This is a genomic window from Haloferax sp. S2CR25 (assembly GCF_031624535.1).
Taxonomy (GTDB): Archaea; Halobacteriota; Halobacteria; order Halobacteriales; family Haloferacaceae; genus Haloferax; species Haloferax massiliensis.
The window spans coordinates 64192-81743 of sequence record NZ_JAMQOO010000005.1 but is presented as its reverse complement, the minus strand read 5'-3'; the positions used below and the strand labels follow the sequence as shown (position 1 = coordinate 81743).

The window sequence follows — 17552 nt, the reverse complement described above, 5'->3', positions numbered from 1 at the left end:
ATGTCGTTTCCTCCCGTCTGCGGTTCGGACCGTCAGCGGTCGGCCGTGTCGGCTTCCGTCGCAATCGACTCGGTCGCAACCGACTCGCTCGACCCGCCCGACCGGACGACCGTCCGCGACGGAATCGCGGCCTCCCGCCTCGGTGTCGACGTGACGAGCCGTTGGAACCACGTCTCCTCGTTCGGCGCGGACTTCTCGACGAGTTCGTAGTCGACGGCGACCCCGCCGTCTTCCGTCGCCGACACGCGCACGTAGTTGAGTTGGTACCACGAGTAGAACACGGGCGGGAGGACGCCGAACGCGGACTCGACGCGGCGCAGTCGCTTCAGCCACGTCCCCGTGTTGACGACGACCCCGCCTTCGATTTCGGTGACTGCGGGTCGGTGGGTGTGGCCGTAGACGAACACCGCGACCGCCGGGTCGGACGCGAACAGCTCTCTGGCGGCCGTCAGATAGGTGTCCGCCGACGACTCCCGTTCTTCCGGCCGGTCGATGCCGAACCGCCGGAGCGTCTTTCGGACGTCGCGCGCGAAGACGAAAAGCGGTACCGCGACCAGTATCAACAACAGCGTGACGGCGAGATTCGCGGTCAAAAGCAGGTCGACCAGCGTCCCGACCGGGCCGAACAGCCCGAGAACCCGTTCGATGAGGTCCATCGGGAGCGACCAGAGACCGGCGGCGTCGAGCGCGAACGCGAGCACGTAGAGAAAGCCGACGTTGAAAAGGAGGAGAAACGGGGCGGAGACGTATCTGAGCCACGGGCTCATCTCCCGATAGAAGTAGTTCGACAGCATCCACGCCGGAATCTGCGTCATCGGCGTCACCGCCTGCACGTCTTTGAGCCAGTTGAACTTCCCGCGCTCGGAGAGCCGGCCGGCGCGGCTCGTGACCTGCCTGTTGACGAAGTAGCCCGGGGGGTTCGCGTGGGGGTTTCCGAAGTCCGGAATCCGGTTGTTCGGGTCCCGTTGCATCCCGTGTTCGACGTGGACGACGTAGTCGCCGACGCGCCGGGTTATCGAGACCTCCTGTCGGAGCGTGACGTTGAACTCGGCCAGTCGGTCGACGTACTCCGGGTAGGCCGCGAGCTCGTAGTCGTGGTTCCCGGGGATGAGCGTGATGGGGATTCGCTCGCCCGTCGCTTCGAACTGGTCGAACAGCTCCGGATAGCGCTCGACGAGCGCGTCGAACTTGTCGAGTCCGTCGACGTCGGTGAACTCCCACAGCCCGAAGGCGTCGCCGTTGATGATCAGTTCGGCGTCCTCGTCGGTCGCTTCGAGCGTCCGCAGGAACGACAGAAGCTCGTCGAGGAAATCGACCTTTCCCAGTTGCTCGTCGCCGCCGATGTGGAGGTCGCTGATGAAGTAGTACGCGTCGGTCACGGCCATGCCCCCGGGGAGCTGACGAGCGCCGTACCGGTGAGAGTGCGGTTACCGGATGTATGCGGGCGACTGGTGGATGCGAACGCGCCGGTCGAAGCTCTCGTCGCCGCGTCGTCGGAGACCTGCGCCTCGACGAAGCCGACCCTGACGACTACGTCTCGGTCCAACCCCTCGGTCAGTTGGTCGTCGAACCGCTGTGCGAGGTCGGGGGGCGCTTGCAGGTCGCGCGGAATCCCCACGAGCACGTCGACCCGCGGTTGATTCCCGAGGAGGTAGTCGACGGGCCTGTAGTCGACCGTGACGCTGACGAGTTCGACGCCCTCGATGTCCGCCTCGTCGAACTGTCGCTGGAGTTCGGTCTGCGTCTGCTGTTCGAACGACGCGGTCTGGAACGACGCGTACGTCACGCCGGCGAGGACGAGCGAGAGAACCGCGATAGCCACGCCGATGACGGCGATTCGAGAGGCGATGGACGCTCTGACTCCCTCCCGCTCGTCGGCGTCCAGCGGCTTGAACCCCGACAGATAGAACAGAATCAGCGCCGAGAGGTTGATGGCGAGGAGGTTGACGACGACGAGCACCGCGCCCGCGACGGCGACCACGGGAAGCCCGAACGCGATACCCAACCCCGACGTCGCCGCCGGCGGGACGAGCGCGACGGCGATGGCGACGCCGACGAGCGTCGACCCGGACCCGCGCATGATGCTTATCGCCCCCGCGATACCCGACCCCAACGCGAGGAACAGCGACAGGACGTTCGGACTGGTGCGCTCTGCGACCTGCGGTATCGCCTGTATGTCGACGCCCGGCGGAATGAGAATCGTCTGCTGGAGTATCACGCCGAGGACGGCGGCCGTCGCGATGGCCGCCGCGAGCCCCGTCACCTGAAGCACGACGCCGCGGGTCGCCATGCGCCTGTCGGCCAGAATCGCCCCGACGGACGCCGAAACCGCCGGCCCCATCAGCGGGGCGACGACCATCGCCCCGATGATCGTCGCCGCGGAGTCGAGAAGCAGGCCCGTCGCGGCGATGACCGTGCTGAGAATCAGGAAGCTGAAGAACGTCGAGTTCGCCGGCGCGAGGTCTTCGGCCCTCGCGTGGAGCTCCTCGCGGGAGATGCGGAGTCCGGGAAAGCGCTCTTTCAGAGCCGAGAGGCGCTGCGAGACGACCGTCTCCGTGGGGAGTACGATAGTGTAGCTGTCGCCTCGGACGCCCGCGTTCGTCAGTTCTTCCATCACCGTCTCGACGCCGCTGGGCGGGACCGGGAACTGCACCATCGCCTCGAAGTCGCCGCGGCCGACCTCCTCGAAGACGGCGTAGTCGATGGCCTGTCGGTCGAGCGACTCAAGCACGCTCTCTCGGCTCCCCCGGGGTATCAACACCTGAACGAGTCGCATACGGAGTACAACGTCCCGCGGGACCAAAAAATATGAGTGCTTTGATAGGATGGCTTACTCGATTGTCTCGCGTGCCCCGTCGGCGATTGCGAGCGTCTCCCCGATAGCGTCGATGAACGCCCGCTCGGCCGGGCTGATTCGCCGGCCCCCCAATCCCAGTAGTCCGCCCTCGACGCCGGCGTCTGCGACTCGTTCGGCACACCAGCGCACGAACTGTCCGTACTCGGCTCGCTCCGCCGCGGTCGCTCGCGCTCGGACGATTGTCGCCGCCTCCCGACAGTAGTCGTGCGCGCGGGCCTTCGCCACCGCGCGGTTGAAATCGTGTGTCTCCGCGTCGCGTCGCACTCGGCCGGCGTTCACCCGGACGAACCCGGCGAGGTGCGTGACGAGTTCCGTCTCCGGCTCGAACTCGTCGGCGTGTCGAAGGGTTCGACGAATGGTTTTGAGCTCTCGCCACAGGCCGCCGTTCGAGGCGACGACGACGCCGTACATCACCTCGACCGGCGTCTGCGCGAGCGTCCGCCACTCCTCGTGCGTGAACGACTCCCGATCGGTCATACCGAACGATTGGCGGGCGACGAATATAGAGGCGCAGGTCGCCGCGGGCCGAACGGGCGACCGCTCTCGACGTCGCCGGGCGAAACTCGTTCGAGGGGCCGTTACTGACTTTTCGGTATTCCACGAATTACTGGCTCTGAGACAGTCAGCGACTCGGTAAACGCAGTTTATTATGGTTTCCTGCTTACGTGTGGGTGAGTTGATGAGATGAGTTCACTGGTCGTACTCGCGTTCGATACGATGGACGGTGCGGAGAACATGCGGGAGAAGCTGTACCACCTCCAGCGGCGCGAACTGATTACGATAGAGGACGCCGCCATCGCCGTCCGAAAAGAAAACGGGCAGGTGAAAGTCAAACAGGCCCAGAGCCTCGTCGGCGTCGGCGCGCTGGGGGGTTCGTTCTGGGGCCTCCTCATCGGCGTCATCTTCTGGATGCCGTGGCTCGGGATGGCGGTCGGGGCCGTGACGGGCGCGCTCAGCGGCAAGTTCACCGACATCGGCATCGATGACGCGTTCATCAAAGAGGTCGCGAACACGGTCGAACCCGGTAACTCCGCGCTGTTTCTGTTGTCCCACGACGCACAGGTCGACCGAATCAAAGCCGAACTGTCGGACGTCGAGTTCGAGATCATCGAGACGAACCTCTCGCCCGAGGACGAAGACCGACTCCGTGAGGCGTTCGCCGCCGAGGAGATCGCGGGATAAGCGTCGCCCGGCCGGACCCAGCCAGCCGTCTGTCCGGGCGCGAGAGCGCGCTCGCCGAGTCGAGTAGTGGTGACGGTGTGTGACGGGTGGCCGTCTCCCCGAAGGGTGCGGGTCGCTCGCCGATGAGGCGCTCGGTCCATCGTTAGTGTATCCCGCGACCAATCGCACCCGATGCCCCGATTCTTCTGTGCGGCTCTCGCCTTCCGGCATAAATATCAAAAGACAGATACAGTGGGGCATTAAATCAGTATAATTGTCATCTACTATGATTGATCTCCTCTCCGACAACCCTGACTCGGGTGCGCTCAACAGCGGGTTCGAGACCCGAACCGACTACCCGCTCAGAGCTCCACTACTTCGTTGGTCCGGGCCGCCTCGTGGATCGCGGAGATGATACGCATGTCTTCGAGCCCGTGTCTCCCGTCTGCGTACACCGGGGTATCGCTGAGGATACGGTCTGAGAAGTAGTCGAACTCCTCTCTCATCTCGCGTTCGTCGTCGAACGTCTCGTGTTCGACGGTGACTTTGGTGTCGTTACGCGAGAGATGGAGCGAGCACTTCCCGTGGAAGGCCGGGTGCAGGTCTATCTGCCCCTCGGTTCCCGTAATCTTGAGCTGGGTGTCTTCGTGGGCGTTTTGGCTGTCGGTGGTGACCATCTTCACGTCGTCTTCGAGGACTAACAGCGCCCCCGACCGTTCGTCGGGGACGTCCTCGAAGGCGTCGTGGTGAGAACTCATCTGCGATTGCACCGCGACCGGGTCACGGTCGAGGAGGAATCTCGCCGTGTTGATGGAGTAGATTCCGAGGTCCATCACGGACGTTCCGTAGCCCGACAGCTCCGGGTCGAGCCGCCATTGGTCCTCGTCGGGAATCATCTTTAGCAGCGGTTGGGTGTTGTTCCCGTACACCGACACGGGTTCGCCGATGAACCCCGATTCGATGAGGTCACGGGCCCGACGGACTGCGGGGTCGGTGTGCATTCGATAGGCGACCATCAGGGGTACGTCGGCGTCGTCGCACGTTTCGACGACCTGTCTCGCCCGCTCGACGGTCGATTCCATCGGCTTTTCGCAGAGGATCGCTTTGCCGAGCGATGCCGCGGTTTCGACGTATTCGAGGTGGAATGCGTTCGGCGTTCCGACGTACACGGCGTCGTACGCCGATTCCGCCTTCCCCTCGTGGAACTCGTCGTAGCTGATGCCGTGGTCGACGCCGTTGGCATCAGCGAGTCGCTGCGCTTTCTCGGTCGTACTGCTCACAAGGGTCGTTACCTCCCCGAGTTCGGACGATTCGATGGCGGGGAGTGCAACGTCGACGGTCCACCACCCGAGGCCGATTAACGCGTATCGAACGCTTCCATCGGTGGTCGTCTGCCAGTCGCGCTCCTCGTATGAATCGATCCATTCTCTCATGAGTATCCAAACTGAGTAGCCTGTAGTAAACTCTTGGGGTAGTTGCGTGCTGCTCGCGTTTCGATAGCCTGGGGCGCGAACTCAGACGCTTCGAACGCTGCTCACATGCCTCACCACGCATGAACGCTCCGCTTTCGGGCGCTTTGATGCGAGCCGATGCACAATGGGCGTCCGATCGCCACGGCCGACGGGACACGGCGGTCGCTCGAAGCCGACGGCCATCGACAGAATTCTTTGTCTGAGAACAGCGAATCCCGGTGTGTACTGTCCCTCCTCCGAACCGTTCGTTAACGAGGCCGATAGCCGGCATCACTGACGCTACTCGCGTACTGATCGCCCTCACGTCGAACGTTCGTTCTGAATTAGAGAATACCATCTGGGTGACTATTGCACGGCGAACGTCACTTGTCAGGTGACGTTTACGAAGGGCGTACGAGGATTTACAAACTTATATTTGTAATTCTGTCCGGATTATTTTAACCTACCCTTCCAGTCAGATTCCGTAGTAAAGCCCCTCTGAGTTCGGTTTCGGCGACGAAATCGCTGGACTCGTCCCACCGCTGGACTCTGGATGGAAGTGCAGACAGTGGGCCTCGGGGCGGGTCTAGCACATATTCGTCATTTCAGAACGACCCCGAGGATTCGAATACCGGTTGCCGGCCGATATCTGGCCACACGAACTGCACCGAGAGCAGTTGGCGGGTGGACGCCTCACTCCTCCTCGCCGATAGTGGGTCTTCCCACGACGACTCGCCGAAGAACGACTGAAGCGCTATCAGGGCACCCACGTACTCAGCGGAGATGCCAGTTTCGTACATCCTCTTGTAGCAATGAACCGCCTCGGGGTCAAGCCCCGGGGCACTCGCGTTGATTCTTCTGTAGAGTTTGAGGAAGCCTGCCCTACTTTGAGGTATCGTCGAGGAGCTGCCGAGCGTACCGGTAGATCGGCGCACCAAGCCAATCGCGTCCTTCTGCCATGGTCTCGAAAGCGACTCTTGCTTCCTCTTCGCTGAGAGCAGCGCGTTTGACCAGCGCCCGGAGAACGATCGGAGATAACGCAACTTCTGCACTCACTAGTTTTCGAAGCTCAGGAAGGGCTCTGTAGTCGTCGGTGATCAAGAACGCTGCATCCACCTCACGGACTGCAGCTACGCAGCTGGCTTCACCATCGTCGATTCGACTCGTCACAAACTCACCACTAGCGACAGCAACAACGGTGAACTCGTCGGCCATATCGAGGGCGGTATTGGCGGCTTTGCCATGGTGGTCGTTGTACTCAGCAGTTCTGTGTAGTTCCTCAAGAACTGTCTCTGTAGTGGCGACGTCAAACTCGGTGACGAAGACGTCAAGCACTTCGCCGACTGAAAGAGAGATGAATGCGCTCGTGTCTACAACGAGCATTTAGAGGTCTGCGAGTTTGTCTGCGAGTTCTTCGCCACGATCAAGCACCTCTTTCGACGCACGGACAGCTTCGGCATCTTGCCGCCCGATAATCTCGACAAGTTTCTCGAACTCGATGTGGTTGTCCAGATACAGTTCGACGACGGCCTCACGAAAACTCTCATCAGACTCTTTCTCTTCGAGATACTGTCGGAGTGCTTCAATGAGAATCTCCGTTCTGTTTTTGTGAGTAACTTCGGCAGCGATGTCGGCGCGTGTTACCAACTCTTCGGGGAGCCGGAAATTGACCCGCTTCGTGCCCATGTACATACGTTGTATGCACAGAATCAAAACTGTGTCGGCTCCTCGTCGCTTGACTCCCCTCGCAAAGCCACCTCAGATATCGTCAGAAGTTCTGGAGTTCAGCTCTATAGGGAGCGAAACGAGTTGTCAGTTCTCAGCATAACCGTTGGTATTTGGACTACACACCCCACCGTTTCCGGAGAAACGGAGTCGGAATGCAGGTACTCGTCACCAGGTTTGATTCAAGCCCGATAGCCTTGTTGAGAAGGCACGCAACACATTCATCCTCCGAAACTTGGAGGCGTACCGTGTGTTGGAAGTTGAGACTACAACGGGTATAGCAGGGCTGTAATGCGTGTATTTTGCCGATTGGGTCAGCGGAAACTACCTCAATTCTCTCTCCAAGCGGCCATTCTTGTCACACTTCCAATCGTAAGGGCGAATTTTCGAGACATCCAACAGTGTAGCCACTCAGACCGCGCGCTAACCCAGAACTGAGTGTCTCTCTATCCGATTCCGGTCTCCTTCTTCAGCAGCGTCAGTGTGTTATCTGCCGTCACCATCGGCGAGTGCTCGTACTCACCGGTCAACGCGACCTGGACGAGCAAGTCGACGGCTCGCCAGATCGAGTACAGCAGGCACGCGAACGCGAAGTAGAAGAAACGAAGCCCGAAATTCTTCGACGTGGTAGCAGCCATGAACCGCTTTATCGATCTGTACCCGCTCTCGATTTCCCACCGATACCCGTACTCAGTGAGGTGCCCACTCCCACAATTCGTCATGAACACCGAGTACTGCCGGTGGTCGTCGTGCTCGGAGTCCTCTTTCCGTCGGTAGATCAGCGTCGTCTCGTGCCATTCGTTCCTCCCGAGGTGAAGCCCGCGGTCGGTCTCGTATCGATCCCGATCTCGTTGGAGCAATCGATTCGCCTGTGCCTTCTCGCTGGTCTGCGTCCGTTTCGGGACGACGTAAGACAGCCCGCGCTGGCTGATCATCTCCAGAACGTGCTGGCTATCAAATTCGAATACTTCGCTGATTGGCTAAAAGACGAAAATTCATATGTCAACAACCCAGACGGGGATATTTCAGGAGACCGAGACTGCTACCACCTCTGTATGGACCCAGCCGATCTAGAGGGTCCTGGAGGCCTTGGCGGTGGCTTCGCTTCAATTGGCCCTGGTAGCGGACTCGCGAATCTGAGTTCATTTAACCCACCACGATACGTCCAAAAAACAAATAATCCAGCAGGGGGTGCGGTTCAAATTGCTCTTCAAGAGGCAGGACATGCATTGGGGCTTTGTCCTTTCTCCGACCACGAATGTGGGTTACATTATGCACCGAGCCACTCGTATGCAGGTTCTGTTCCTGACACTGGAAGTGATACTGTGTACACCACTCCAATGGGATGCGGGCGAAATAACTTCAACGCAGAATGCGGCATTTACGGAACAGACCCAGATACTGCCAGTACAGAGTATGCGGATGGTCGGTACTTTGATGAATGTGCAGGAAGCAAACTGCGGGGGATGTTCAACTAATGACTCTGAATCGTCGCCATTTCGTCCAATCATTGGTTACGACAGGTGTTGCATTAGGTACAGCGAACCAAGTTAGCGCCGCTGAACAAAGCACAGGAATCCGGATCTGGGTACAAGACCATATTGTTGCAAAAAACATACACAAATCAATCCGTGGGCGTGAATCGAGCCAATATGTACTGGTTGGGACGCCTGGTCAACGGAATAGCATTGGAATGATGACTATTGATGGAAAAACCTACTCTCCAACTGGAGATGTTGGTGAGTACGACTTGGGATTCTCACAACGCGCTGCAAAGTCTGAAAATCCAATTGTAGCATTCGAAATCCCGAAGAGTCAATCGGTGAATAGTGCGACTATTCAAGGACCATCTGGTTCAGTGAGTCTCCCCGACAAAGCAATTACAGCTTTGAACTCACCTCCTAAGCTTATTTTGAATGATGCTTCAGTTGAAAAAGTCAATCAAACAACGTGGGAACTCAAGTACGAAGTAGAGAACAATGGATCTCGACCAGGTTGGTTCCGTGCAACTTCAGGACCTCAATATAATCCAAAGTTCTACTTAACAGAAACACTAATACAGCCACAGGAATCACGGGTTGTGAAGTGTCAGCTAAATGGCGACCTCTTTGATAGTTCATTGAACGCCGTTATCTTTGAATCGAGCGCAAAGAACAGCATGGGAAAGAGCGTTATCAATCTCAACTAATTATGACTCAACAGAGCCTTACAGTCAAGAATTCGTCGGAGGAGCGGAGCGTTCTATTAGTAAATGTGGTCCAAAAGAAAGGCGGTTCAAGGAAACGCCTTCACAGGGCATGGTACGGTATGCCCTCTGACAAGAGTGAAACCCTCACTCTCTCTTTACCTCAGCAAGGGACAATTCAAGCGGAAGTGTATGATAAAAATAATGACAATTCATCAACATCAGAAATCAACGCATCACAAACTGTTAGCGGCCTTGAATTAGAATACAAAGGGCCTGAAAAAGCTGATCCAAATGAGGTGTCACTAAGGCCAAAATAAATTATTTTCAGTTATTAACTTTTTGGAGGGGTTATCGTTTGAGACTCATATACTCCACTTGATTTGAGAACTAACACCATTTTTTCCTCCTCCAGATAATTGACCTCTATATCATATATTTCCGTCACTGACTCACCTTTTTTGACTTCAATACTAATCTCCGGTTGGTCTGATAAGGCAGCGTCTCCAAGCTCAGCAATAAATCTGCCATCTCTATCTCCTTGATTAGCCACCGTTATTAACACCTCAACTTCTTGGCCATCAGCAGCAGTATCTGGTGCCTCAAATGATTCAATATGGAATTCAGGTGAAGAAGAGAGCTTAGTAACTGTTTCTTTAGGAACCGCCCAACGGGCTTGCTCGTCCCGTTCTCCTTGCCAAACAATAGTAGCACCTGATGGTGCTGATGAAACATCGACTGTTACAGCATAGGTTGCAACCATACTCTTTTGATTAGAACGGCTATCCAAAGGTTGGGCCTCGATATACTTTCCTGCGAAATCAAAGCCAATATTCAATGTTGAGGCAGAGGGCGCATCGCTACCTGAAGTTTCGACATCCACTAGAAGGTACTGAGTCCCTTGTCCACAGGCCGGGTTAGAATGTACAGTATTTGTTTGAATAACACATTTTCTAACACGTGTATTGGTCACAGAAAGTGACCAGCCTTGGTCTGTCTGAATGGATTCCGATAAAGGTAATCTATCACCTTGTGAAGAATTATCAGTGCCACTGTATCTATCTACATTAGAAATACAACCAGACAACAATACAGGAACACTTGCGATTGTGTGAATGAGTTTTCTTCGGTACATAAAGGAAAACAGATTCTCTTTGGATATGAGTTTTATGCATTTGTATTAAATTATATAAAAATTGGCTGCACACCGAAGCACAACTTCGGTGGATGGCAGTGCTGCATGGCTTCTATTCAAATACATCATTTCTGAAATAGAAGCAGCCTGTCGATCTCGATTTTATGTCACTCAGAATCTCTTCCCGAACACTCTCACCGTACTGAGTTCAAAAAACGCGAGATTGGAGCCTAACCAGACCTAAACTGCGTGAAAATAAGACACGCAACGGAAGCCAAACTCCGAAACTGTGCAACTTCTGACCGTGTGTTCTTGTGTATCGCTCTATGTGGTTTATCGAACCCGACCTCAACTGGAGTCAGACGCGTACTCCGATCTCTCGCCGGTGAGCGGTCGGGTACGGGAATAGCGATGGCGAGGATACCGACGATACCGACTTGGAAGAACTCCTCTCCGATTTCGTTCGGAAGTCGATGGTTGGTCGTCGAGACGGTGTTCGGACCCGTGCGATCGAGACCAGCGATCTGAATCGGCATCGTTCGAGCCGCTTCCGGGACTGGCTCGCACTCTCGCGACCCCTGAAACCTGCGTTACCGTCGTTCGGATATGCATCGCATTACTTATCGAGACGATTGCTTCACTATCAGCCGATATACGTGATTTCGATGGGTTCATCTGTCTCGTGGCTCGGTTTTCAGTCAAATGAGAACCTGTCGTCGTCGCCGACCGTTCTGGATACCACACCACCAGAGACCGCGTCGGGTGGTGTGAGTATGGCATCCGTACTGCTCGTTCTCTCGATTGCGCTCCTCGCGGCCCTGTTCATGTCGTTCACCGTCGGGGCGAACAGTAACTCTGCGCCCGTTGCGCCCGCCGTCGGAGCGAACGCGCTCTCGGTTCTTCGGGCCGCCCTGCTCGTCGGCATCGTCGCCGGACTGGGGGCGGTCCTTCAGGGAGGCAGCATCTCCGAGACCATCGGCAAAGACCTCGTGACCGGCGTGTCGATTACACCGCTCGCGGCGGCGGCGGCCCTGCTGACCGCCGCGACCCTCATCACGATCGGGAACACCTACGGGTATCCGATACCGTCCGCGTTCACCGTCACGGGGGCGATGATCGGGTCCGGAATCGCCCTCGGCGGCGGATTCGCTGTCGACGAGTACGCCGTCATCCTCGGGTTCTGGTTCGCCATTCCCATCGTGGAGGCCGTGCTCGCGTACGGCCTCGCGCGGGGGCTCCGAAGCGACGCCGTCCCCGAAACCGTCGGTATTCCCGTCCTCGGTGGCGCAGTCGGCTACGCGTTAGCCAACATCCAACTCACGGTCATCCCGACTGCGAGCGGCGCACAGGGGTCAGTCGCTCGATACCTCGCTACGACGTCCCAGCTTCTTCCGACGGTCGTCGGCGGCTCGTACACCCTCGGGATGGTCGCCGTGAGCGTACTCTGCGGGCTCGTTGCCCTCGTCGGGACGCTCGGGTTGCTCCGACGCGACGAGACTGCCGGAATTAATCAGTTTCTGGTCGTGCTGGGACTCATCGTCGTGTTCACGAGCGGCGGCACGCAGGTCGGGTTGGCGACCGGCCCACTGGAGGCGGTGTTCGAGACGGACCTCCGGCTCCCGTCTATCTACCTGCTTGCACTCGGCGGCGGCGGGATTCTGCTCGGGGCGTGGATTCGTGGGCCGCGACTCGTGCAAGCCGTCTCGAACGAGTACGCCGCGCTCGGCCCCCGGCGGTCGATAGCCGCCCTGATTCCCGCCTTTCTCATCGCCCAGCTCGCAATCGTGCTGGGAATCCCGATCTCGTTCAACAAAGTGATGATCGCGAGCATCGTCGGCAGCGGACTCGCGGCGAGTTCGTCCGGCGGGAGTGGCGTCTCGCTGCGGAAGGTCGGCATTACCCTCGGCTCGTGGGTCGGCTCGATGTTCGGCGCGGGCCTCATCAGCTACGGCCTGTATCACGTCCTGACCGCGGTTCAAACCGTCGGCTAGTCAGGGGGCTATCTGGTCGATAATCTCCTCCTCCGCGGCCCGGGTTTTCATTCCCTCCCACGTCTCGAAGTCGGTCGTCGCCGCGATGTATCCGTTGAGTCGGTCACGGGAGACGTCCTGGACGTCGCTGACGTCGTCGAGGGGCCACGGGCTCTGCTCGCAGAACGCGGCGAACGAGTCGAACTCGGTGTGGTCGCTCATGAACGACTGTGAGAAGAACGCGTCGGACTGCACTCGCGTGCCCGCTTGCAGTTCGCTGATTCTGTTCAGCGCGCTCTCGACCCGCTCTTCGAGACCGTTCAGGCCGGCAACTCGAAGGTCCATAGTGGAGGGTGACTCCTCGACACGGGTAAAAGCCACGACCACCGACGTCGGACGGCCGCTCACACGACGAGACGGTCACGCACCCGGCGGCCGCCGTGAGCCGCTGTCGCCCCGCAACGCACGCACCGCGGTGACGCCGGCAGTCACAGTCACCGCGGCATCTGCGTCTCGACGGTCGCGGACTCGCCGTCAGGCTCGAACACCTCGGCCAGCGTCTCGCGCATCGCCTGCCGACGGAACGACCGGCGGCGCTCCTCGGAGAGGTAGTTCGACATGACGACGTCGGCGCTTTTCGACCCCTGGTCCGCGGCGACGCCCTCCAACTGGGCGAGCATCTCGTCGACCGCCGCCTGATAGGCCGTGTACCAGAAGCGCCGACAGAGCTTCGCCGTCGGCACGTCGCCGTCGACGGTCACGTCAGCCTCGTCGGCGAGGCGCTTGAACCGCCGGTTGACCGTCTCGCGGGCGATGTGGCCCGACGCGGCCCGCGAGGAGGGAAACAGCGCGCCGCTCCAGTCGTCGTCCTCGGCGAGCGCGTCGATGCGGGCGGCGACGGCGTCGACGCCGTAGAGAAGCGCGACGGTTCCCGGCCCGTTCTTCCGCTCTTCGAACTCGATGTGGGGGTCGTCGCCGGAGAGGACGAGTTGCGACGCGCGGAGCGACGCGAGCTCGTTCGGGCGGAGCCCCCAGCCGGCGAGTCCGAGGACGAGCAGGCGGTCTTCGAGGTCGTCGGCGACGGCGTACACGTCGCTCACCTGATCGGCCGTCATCGTGCGGTTGTCGGGTTGGCCCTGCTCCCAGCGGAACTGCTTCGCGGCGTTCTCGACGGGGTTGTACCGCGCGCGTCGGAAGTCGACGAGGTACTCGTAGAACGACCGGACCGTCTGGAGGTATTTGAGCTTCGTCCCGTCGGTGGCGAGTTCGGCGTCGAACTCGTCGAGGACCGCGAGACAGCGGTCTATCTCGTCGGGCTCGGCGTCGCGGTCGTCGAGCCGAGAGAGCAGGTCAGCCGACCCGTGTCGGTCGCGGTAGATTCGGGCGAACCGCGCGAGGTGGGTTCGGCGGGTCGGCAGCGTCGAGTCGGCGAGGCCGCGCCGCGATTCGAGCATGTCGAGGTAGGACTCGAACGCCTCGACGGTGCGGTCGTCGTCGATGCCCCAGTCGTAGCCCTCGTCGGGCTCGTCGCCGCCGAGGCCGACGACCTCGACGAAGAACTCCCGCGGCGTGAGGTCGTGTTTCTCGCGGAGCGCGTAGGCGATACCCGACCACCCGCGCTCCGTCAGCCACGCGTACGTCGGCACGTCTCGCGTCGGGTCCATCCCGTCGCGGTCCATCGCGGGGGCTATCGTCTCCCAGTAGAACGCTTCGAGTTCGTCGAGCGACTTCCGCGACCAGTTCACCGCTGGTCACCCCGTGCGAACCGGCCGCCGCGCCACGTTCCGTACGCCATCGTTCTGCATGTTGGGCGTGTCGCGGACGAATTAACACTTTCTCTCGTCGCCGGTGATCGGTGTCGGGCCGCCGGGGGCGCGTCCACCGGCCGCTCCGACACCCTCTATATGATGGGTGCTAGATATATCTGTGAGACGCAATAACAAGACGGTACAATGTCAGATGGAAACGACGGCGGTTCGGTGCTCGGGGTCGACCCGCCCGGCGGCGGGGAGCGAGTCGGCGACGCGGACCCGGCGGTCGACGTCGGGGACGCGGCCGACGAGGTGACGGTCCTCGAAAGCGGGACCGAGTTAGAGCGGACAATCGGCCTCCGCGGCGGCCTCGCAATCGGTATCGGGACGATGGTCGGCGCGGGTATCTTCGTCTTTCCCGGTCTCGCCGCCGGGCAGGCGGGGCCCGCGGCCGCGCTCTCGTTCGCGCTCGGGGCGGTCATCGCCCTGTTGGTCGCGCTTCCGACCTCCGAGTTGGCGACGGCGATGCCGAAAAGCGGCGGCGCGTACTACTTCATCTCCCGCGGCATGGGGTCGGCGTTCGGCGCGGTCGTCGGTATCGGACTCTGGCTCGGGCTCGTCTTCGCGTCGGCGTTCTACCTCGTCGGGTTCGCGCAGTACGCCATCGCCGTGCTGGCGGAGTTGGGCGCGGCGTCGATGGTCTCTGACCTGCCGCTCGTGGCGGTGCTCGGCGTCGGCTTCGGGCTCGTCCTGACGGCGCTCAGCATGTTCGGGACCGAGAACGCGACGAAACTCCAGAACAGCATCGTGAGCCTGCTTCTCGGCATCCTCCTCGTGTTCCTCGTCTACGGGTCGCTCGACACGCTCGGGCTGTTCGGCCGCCAGACGGTCCCCGAGGAGTTCATGCCCCTCGGGACGCTCAGCGTCTTCACCACGGCCGCGCTCGTGTTCACCTCGTACCTCGGGTTCGCGCAGGTGGCGACGGTCGCGGGCGAGATAACGAAACCCGGGCGGAACCTCCCGCTGGCGATGGTCGGCTCCGTGGTCGTCGTCGGGGTGCTGTACGTCGTGACCATCCTCGTCTCGACCGGCGCGTTCGGGAGCACCCAACTCGCCTCCTTCGGCGAGACGGCCATCGTCGAGGTCGCCCGCTCGTACCTCGGCTTCCCCGGCGCGGTCGCCATCCTCGTCGCCGGGCTCTTGGCGACGGTGTCGAGCGCGAACGCCTCGATTCTCAGTTCGTCGCGCGCCCTCTACGCGCTCAGCCGCGACGCGCTGGTCCCGCCGCAGCTCGCGCGAATCAACCTTCGGTACGGGACGCCCCACGTCGCGCTCGCGCTCGTCGGCGGGCCGACGGTCGTTCTCGTCGCCGTCGGCCGGACGGAGGTGCTCGCCGAAGTCGCGTCGTTCCTCCACCTCGTCACTTACGGGCTCATCTGCGTGGCGCTCGTCGTGCTCCGCCGGTCGAACCCCGCGTGGTACGACCCGTCGTTCCGCGTCCCCGGCTACCCGGTCGTCCCGGTGCTCGGGGCGCTCGCGAGTTTCAGCCTCGTCGCGTTCATGCAACCGCTCTCGCAGGCGGTCGGTGTCGTCGTCGCGCTCGCCGCGCTGGCGTGGTACTTCGTCTACGCCCGCGACGTGCGCCTCAAGGGGGTGAGCTCCGATGCGTAATCCCGACGACGTTCGCGTGCTCGTCCCCGTCGCGGTGCTCGAAGGTCAGGTGATACCCGACCAACTGACCCGCCTGCTCTCGGAGACGACGGTCGTCCTCCTCGCGTACCACGAGATACCCGAGCAGACGGCTCCCGAACAGGCCAGAGAGCAGTTCGAACCGAAGGTCCGCGACGAACTCGACGAGCTCGTCTCGGCGTTCGAAGCCGCGGGCGCGACCGTCGAGACGCGCCTCGTGTTCACCCACGACGCCGACCAGACGACGGAGCGCATCGCCACCGAGGCGGACTGCGACGCGGTGTTGCTCTCGAACCCCGCCCCGACCATCGACCGCGTCATCGTCCCGATAAAAGAGGACATCAACCTCGAAACGATTACCAAGGTCGCCGCGGCCGTCGGGAGACGCGAGGACATAGACCTCACGCTGTTCCACGCCGCCGAGGACGACGACGCGGTCGCCGAGGGCGAACGCCTCCTCGACGAGGTCGCCCACGAACTGGCCCTTCTCGGCGTCTGCAGCAAGCACATCTCGCGCGTCGTCGTCGTCGCACAGAACCAGCTACAGGCGCTCATCGAGGCCGCGGACGACCACGACGTGGTCGTGATGGGCGAGGAGAAACCCACGCTCCGCGGCCGACTGTTCGGCGAAACCTCCGATCGCGTCGCCGAACAGACCGTCGCCCCGGTGCTCGTGGTCCGGCGACCGCTCGACTCCGAGGTTGACGACGCCGACGAGGACGCCGACTCGGGGTGAGGTCGGTCCGCTCTCGACCCTTCCGACACGCCCATACTATTGTGGATTTAGAACACTTTTCATGAGTGGTCACTCGATTTGAGCGCGGCCACGGATAATGGGTTCTGTAGAATTTTTACAATTTTTACAAATTTCACATGTAATCGGGAGAAAAGTCCGGTAGACGACGTTTGTGTGCGCGGTTGCGAACGTCTGTTCTACTCTCGAATGTTCGGTTTCGGTACCACTTCGTTCGAACGGGAATACTATTGTACAACTACTGAATTAACATGTCGTCTGATAACCGAGTTCGAGAGGTACTCAGTCCGTCCCGACTCGAAAGTCCGGGGAGTGTCGCCCGGCACGCGACGCTTCGGGTCCGCCCGAGTCGTGCGTGACTGGCGGTCGAACCGTGTGGCAACGCTAATTACACTAATAGTTGTGTAATGGCATTCGGCGCCGTCCGGTCGGTGGCCGTCGTTGCCAGCGGTGGGTCGGGCGTCTCGGCAGTAGGTGGTGAATGCGGTGAGTTCGGTAGAATATGGAGCATAACTTGGTGTTCGGCGACTGGAAATCGGATTCGTTCTTATTTAGTCAAGCCCTCCGGGGAGATTCGTCGTCACGTGTCGGTTCTCACACTGTCCGGTCTCGAAACTGTTCGGGCGTGCGACTGTCCGACGTTCGAACCCTCGTTCTCGGCCGACGAACGGCGTCGAAGGCGCGGAGGAGGCTTCGATACCCCGAGCCGAAATTCGCGGCCGGGCGGGTCGTTCGGTCGCTCGCTCGTGTCGAGCGCGGCCTCTCGACCCGACTGCCCCGACCGGGACCGGCGGTTCTCAGTTTGTGAACCGGATCGGAGGAAGACGGTGGGATGTCGCCGACTGCGGAATGTTGCCGACGCGGAGACGGTGCC

Annotated in this window: 16 protein-coding genes and 1 pseudogene; 6 read left to right on the top strand and 11 right to left on the bottom strand. The window is 60.4% G+C overall.

Annotated elements, in window-relative coordinates:
- Positions 1–32: 32 nt before the first annotated feature.
- The 3 genes from NDI65_RS13280 to NDI65_RS13270 are packed head-to-tail and all read right to left on the bottom strand — an operon-like array spanning position 33 to position 3334.
- On the bottom strand, positions 33–1379 hold the full coding sequence (locus NDI65_RS13280; RefSeq protein WP_089781283.1) for a metallophosphoesterase: 1347 nt from the start codon (positions 1377–1379) through the stop codon (positions 33–35).
- On the bottom strand, positions 1376–2776 hold the full coding sequence (locus NDI65_RS13275; protein ID WP_226908791.1) for a TIGR00341 family protein: 1401 nt from the start codon (positions 2774–2776) through the stop codon (positions 1376–1378). Before NDI65_RS13275 ends, NDI65_RS13280 begins: the two co-directional genes overlap by 4 nt.
- A 54-nt stretch (positions 2777–2830) precedes the next feature.
- Positions 2831–3334, bottom strand: a complete 504-nt coding sequence (locus NDI65_RS13270) for a hypothetical protein (RefSeq protein WP_089781040.1) — start codon at positions 3332–3334, stop codon at positions 2831–2833.
- Positions 3335–3574: 240 nt separating this feature from the next.
- Between NDI65_RS13270 and NDI65_RS13265 the strand changes: the two genes are divergently transcribed.
- Complete coding sequence (locus NDI65_RS13265) at positions 3575–4039, top strand: DUF1269 domain-containing protein (RefSeq protein WP_082256226.1); 465 nt, start codon at positions 3575–3577, stop codon at positions 4037–4039.
- 341 nt (positions 4040–4380) lie between these two features.
- Here the strand turns inward: NDI65_RS13265 and gfo6 are convergent, their stop codons facing one another.
- From gfo6 to NDI65_RS13240, 5 genes and pseudogenes are all read right to left on the bottom strand, one after another.
- A complete protein-coding gene (gene gfo6 / locus NDI65_RS13260) occupies positions 4381–5451 on the bottom strand; it encodes a D-xylose 1-dehydrogenase Gfo6 (protein WP_042661943.1) in 1071 nt (356 codons plus the stop codon).
- A 623-nt stretch (positions 5452–6074) separates the two neighbouring features.
- On the bottom strand, positions 6075–6269 hold the full coding sequence (locus tag NDI65_RS13255; protein WP_089781038.1) for a hypothetical protein: 195 nt from the start codon (positions 6267–6269) through the stop codon (positions 6075–6077).
- An 82-nt stretch (positions 6270–6351) separates the two neighbouring features.
- On the bottom strand, positions 6352–6852 hold the full coding sequence (locus tag NDI65_RS13250) for a PIN domain-containing protein (protein ID WP_089781036.1): 501 nt from the start codon (positions 6850–6852) through the stop codon (positions 6352–6354).
- The gene (locus NDI65_RS13245; protein ID WP_089781034.1) at positions 6853–7161 is read right to left on the bottom strand and encodes a ribbon-helix-helix protein, CopG family; all 309 of its coding nucleotides are present in this window, start codon (positions 7159–7161) and stop codon (positions 6853–6855) included.
- A 479-nt stretch (positions 7162–7640) separates the two neighbouring features.
- Positions 7641–8156 (bottom strand): annotated as a pseudogene (locus NDI65_RS13240) (transposase); the annotation flags it as partial.
- A gap of 515 nt (positions 8157–8671) precedes the next feature.
- On the opposite strand from NDI65_RS13240, the gene NDI65_RS13235 reads away from it, so the two are divergent.
- Positions 8672–9382, top strand: coding sequence for a hypothetical protein (locus NDI65_RS13235; RefSeq protein WP_310893727.1), 711 nt, complete (start codon positions 8672–8674; stop codon positions 9380–9382).
- Between the two features lie 119 nt (positions 9383–9501).
- Positions 9502–9699, top strand: coding sequence for a hypothetical protein (locus NDI65_RS13230; protein WP_310893726.1), 198 nt, complete (start codon positions 9502–9504; stop codon positions 9697–9699).
- A 14-nt stretch (positions 9700–9713) separates the two neighbouring features.
- Here NDI65_RS13230 and NDI65_RS13225 read toward each other — a convergent pair whose 3' ends face one another.
- Positions 9714–10514: a hypothetical protein gene (locus tag NDI65_RS13225; protein ID WP_310893725.1), complete on the bottom strand. Its 801-nt coding sequence runs from the start codon at positions 10512–10514 to the stop codon at positions 9714–9716.
- 773 nt (positions 10515–11287) lie between these two features.
- Between NDI65_RS13225 and NDI65_RS13220 the strand changes: the two genes are divergently transcribed.
- The gene (locus tag NDI65_RS13220) at positions 11288–12505 is read left to right on the top strand and encodes an inorganic phosphate transporter (protein ID WP_042661950.1); all 1218 of its coding nucleotides are present in this window, start codon (positions 11288–11290) and stop codon (positions 12503–12505) included.
- Here the strand turns inward: NDI65_RS13220 and NDI65_RS13215 are convergent, their stop codons facing one another.
- Together NDI65_RS13215 and NDI65_RS13210 are read right to left on the bottom strand one after the other, a co-directional pair.
- Positions 12506–12829, bottom strand: a complete 324-nt coding sequence (locus NDI65_RS13215; protein ID WP_089781025.1) for a hypothetical protein — start codon at positions 12827–12829, stop codon at positions 12506–12508.
- A gap of 149 nt (positions 12830–12978) precedes the next feature.
- On the bottom strand, positions 12979–14229 hold the full coding sequence (locus NDI65_RS13210; RefSeq protein ID WP_089781022.1) for a tyrosine-type recombinase/integrase: 1251 nt from the start codon (positions 14227–14229) through the stop codon (positions 12979–12981).
- 207 nt (positions 14230–14436) lie between these two features.
- Between NDI65_RS13210 and NDI65_RS13205 the strand changes: the two genes are divergently transcribed.
- Both NDI65_RS13205 and NDI65_RS13200 read left to right on the top strand, forming a co-directional pair.
- Complete coding sequence (locus tag NDI65_RS13205; RefSeq protein WP_089781021.1) at positions 14437–15906, top strand: APC family permease; 1470 nt, start codon at positions 14437–14439, stop codon at positions 15904–15906.
- Entirely contained in the window at positions 15899–16660 is a 762-nt protein-coding gene (locus tag NDI65_RS13200) for a universal stress protein (RefSeq protein WP_089781018.1), read from the top strand. The genes NDI65_RS13205 and NDI65_RS13200 overlap by 8 nt, the downstream gene beginning before the upstream one ends.
- The last annotated feature ends 892 nt before the right edge of the window (positions 16661–17552 follow it).

Excerpts from the sequence above, each read along its gene's own strand:
- NDI65_RS13200 (WP_089781018.1), top strand. The coding sequence starts at position 15,899 with ATGCGTAATCCCGACGACGTTCGCGTGCTCGTCCCCGTCGCGGTGCTC.
- NDI65_RS13230 (WP_310893726.1), top strand. The coding sequence starts at position 9,502 with ATGCCCTCTGACAAGAGTGAAACCCTCACTCTCTCTTTACCTCAGCAA.
- NDI65_RS13245 (WP_089781034.1), bottom strand. The coding sequence starts at position 7,161 with ATGTACATGGGCACGAAGCGGGTCAATTTCCGGCTCCCCGAAGAGTTG.
- NDI65_RS13220 (WP_042661950.1), top strand. The coding sequence starts at position 11,288 with ATGGCATCCGTACTGCTCGTTCTCTCGATTGCGCTCCTCGCGGCCCTG.
- NDI65_RS13250 (WP_089781036.1), bottom strand. The coding sequence starts at position 6,852 with ATGCTCGTTGTAGACACGAGCGCATTCATCTCTCTTTCAGTCGGCGAA.
- NDI65_RS13235 (WP_310893727.1), top strand. The coding sequence starts at position 8,672 with ATGACTCTGAATCGTCGCCATTTCGTCCAATCATTGGTTACGACAGGT.
- NDI65_RS13275 (WP_226908791.1), bottom strand. The coding sequence starts at position 2,776 with ATGCGACTCGTTCAGGTGTTGATACCCCGGGGGAGCCGAGAGAGCGTG.
- NDI65_RS13205 (WP_089781021.1), top strand. The coding sequence starts at position 14,437 with ATGTCAGATGGAAACGACGGCGGTTCGGTGCTCGGGGTCGACCCGCCC.
- NDI65_RS13270 (WP_089781040.1), bottom strand. The coding sequence starts at position 3,334 with ATGACCGATCGGGAGTCGTTCACGCACGAGGAGTGGCGGACGCTCGCG.
- NDI65_RS13215 (WP_089781025.1), bottom strand. The coding sequence starts at position 12,829 with ATGGACCTTCGAGTTGCCGGCCTGAACGGTCTCGAAGAGCGGGTCGAG.
- NDI65_RS13255 (WP_089781038.1), bottom strand. The coding sequence starts at position 6,269 with ATGTACGAAACTGGCATCTCCGCTGAGTACGTGGGTGCCCTGATAGCG.
- NDI65_RS13225 (WP_310893725.1), bottom strand. The coding sequence starts at position 10,514 with ATGTACCGAAGAAAACTCATTCACACAATCGCAAGTGTTCCTGTATTG.
- NDI65_RS13265 (WP_082256226.1), top strand. The coding sequence starts at position 3,575 with ATGGACGGTGCGGAGAACATGCGGGAGAAGCTGTACCACCTCCAGCGG.
- gfo6 (WP_042661943.1), bottom strand. The coding sequence starts at position 5,451 with ATGAGAGAATGGATCGATTCATACGAGGAGCGCGACTGGCAGACGACC.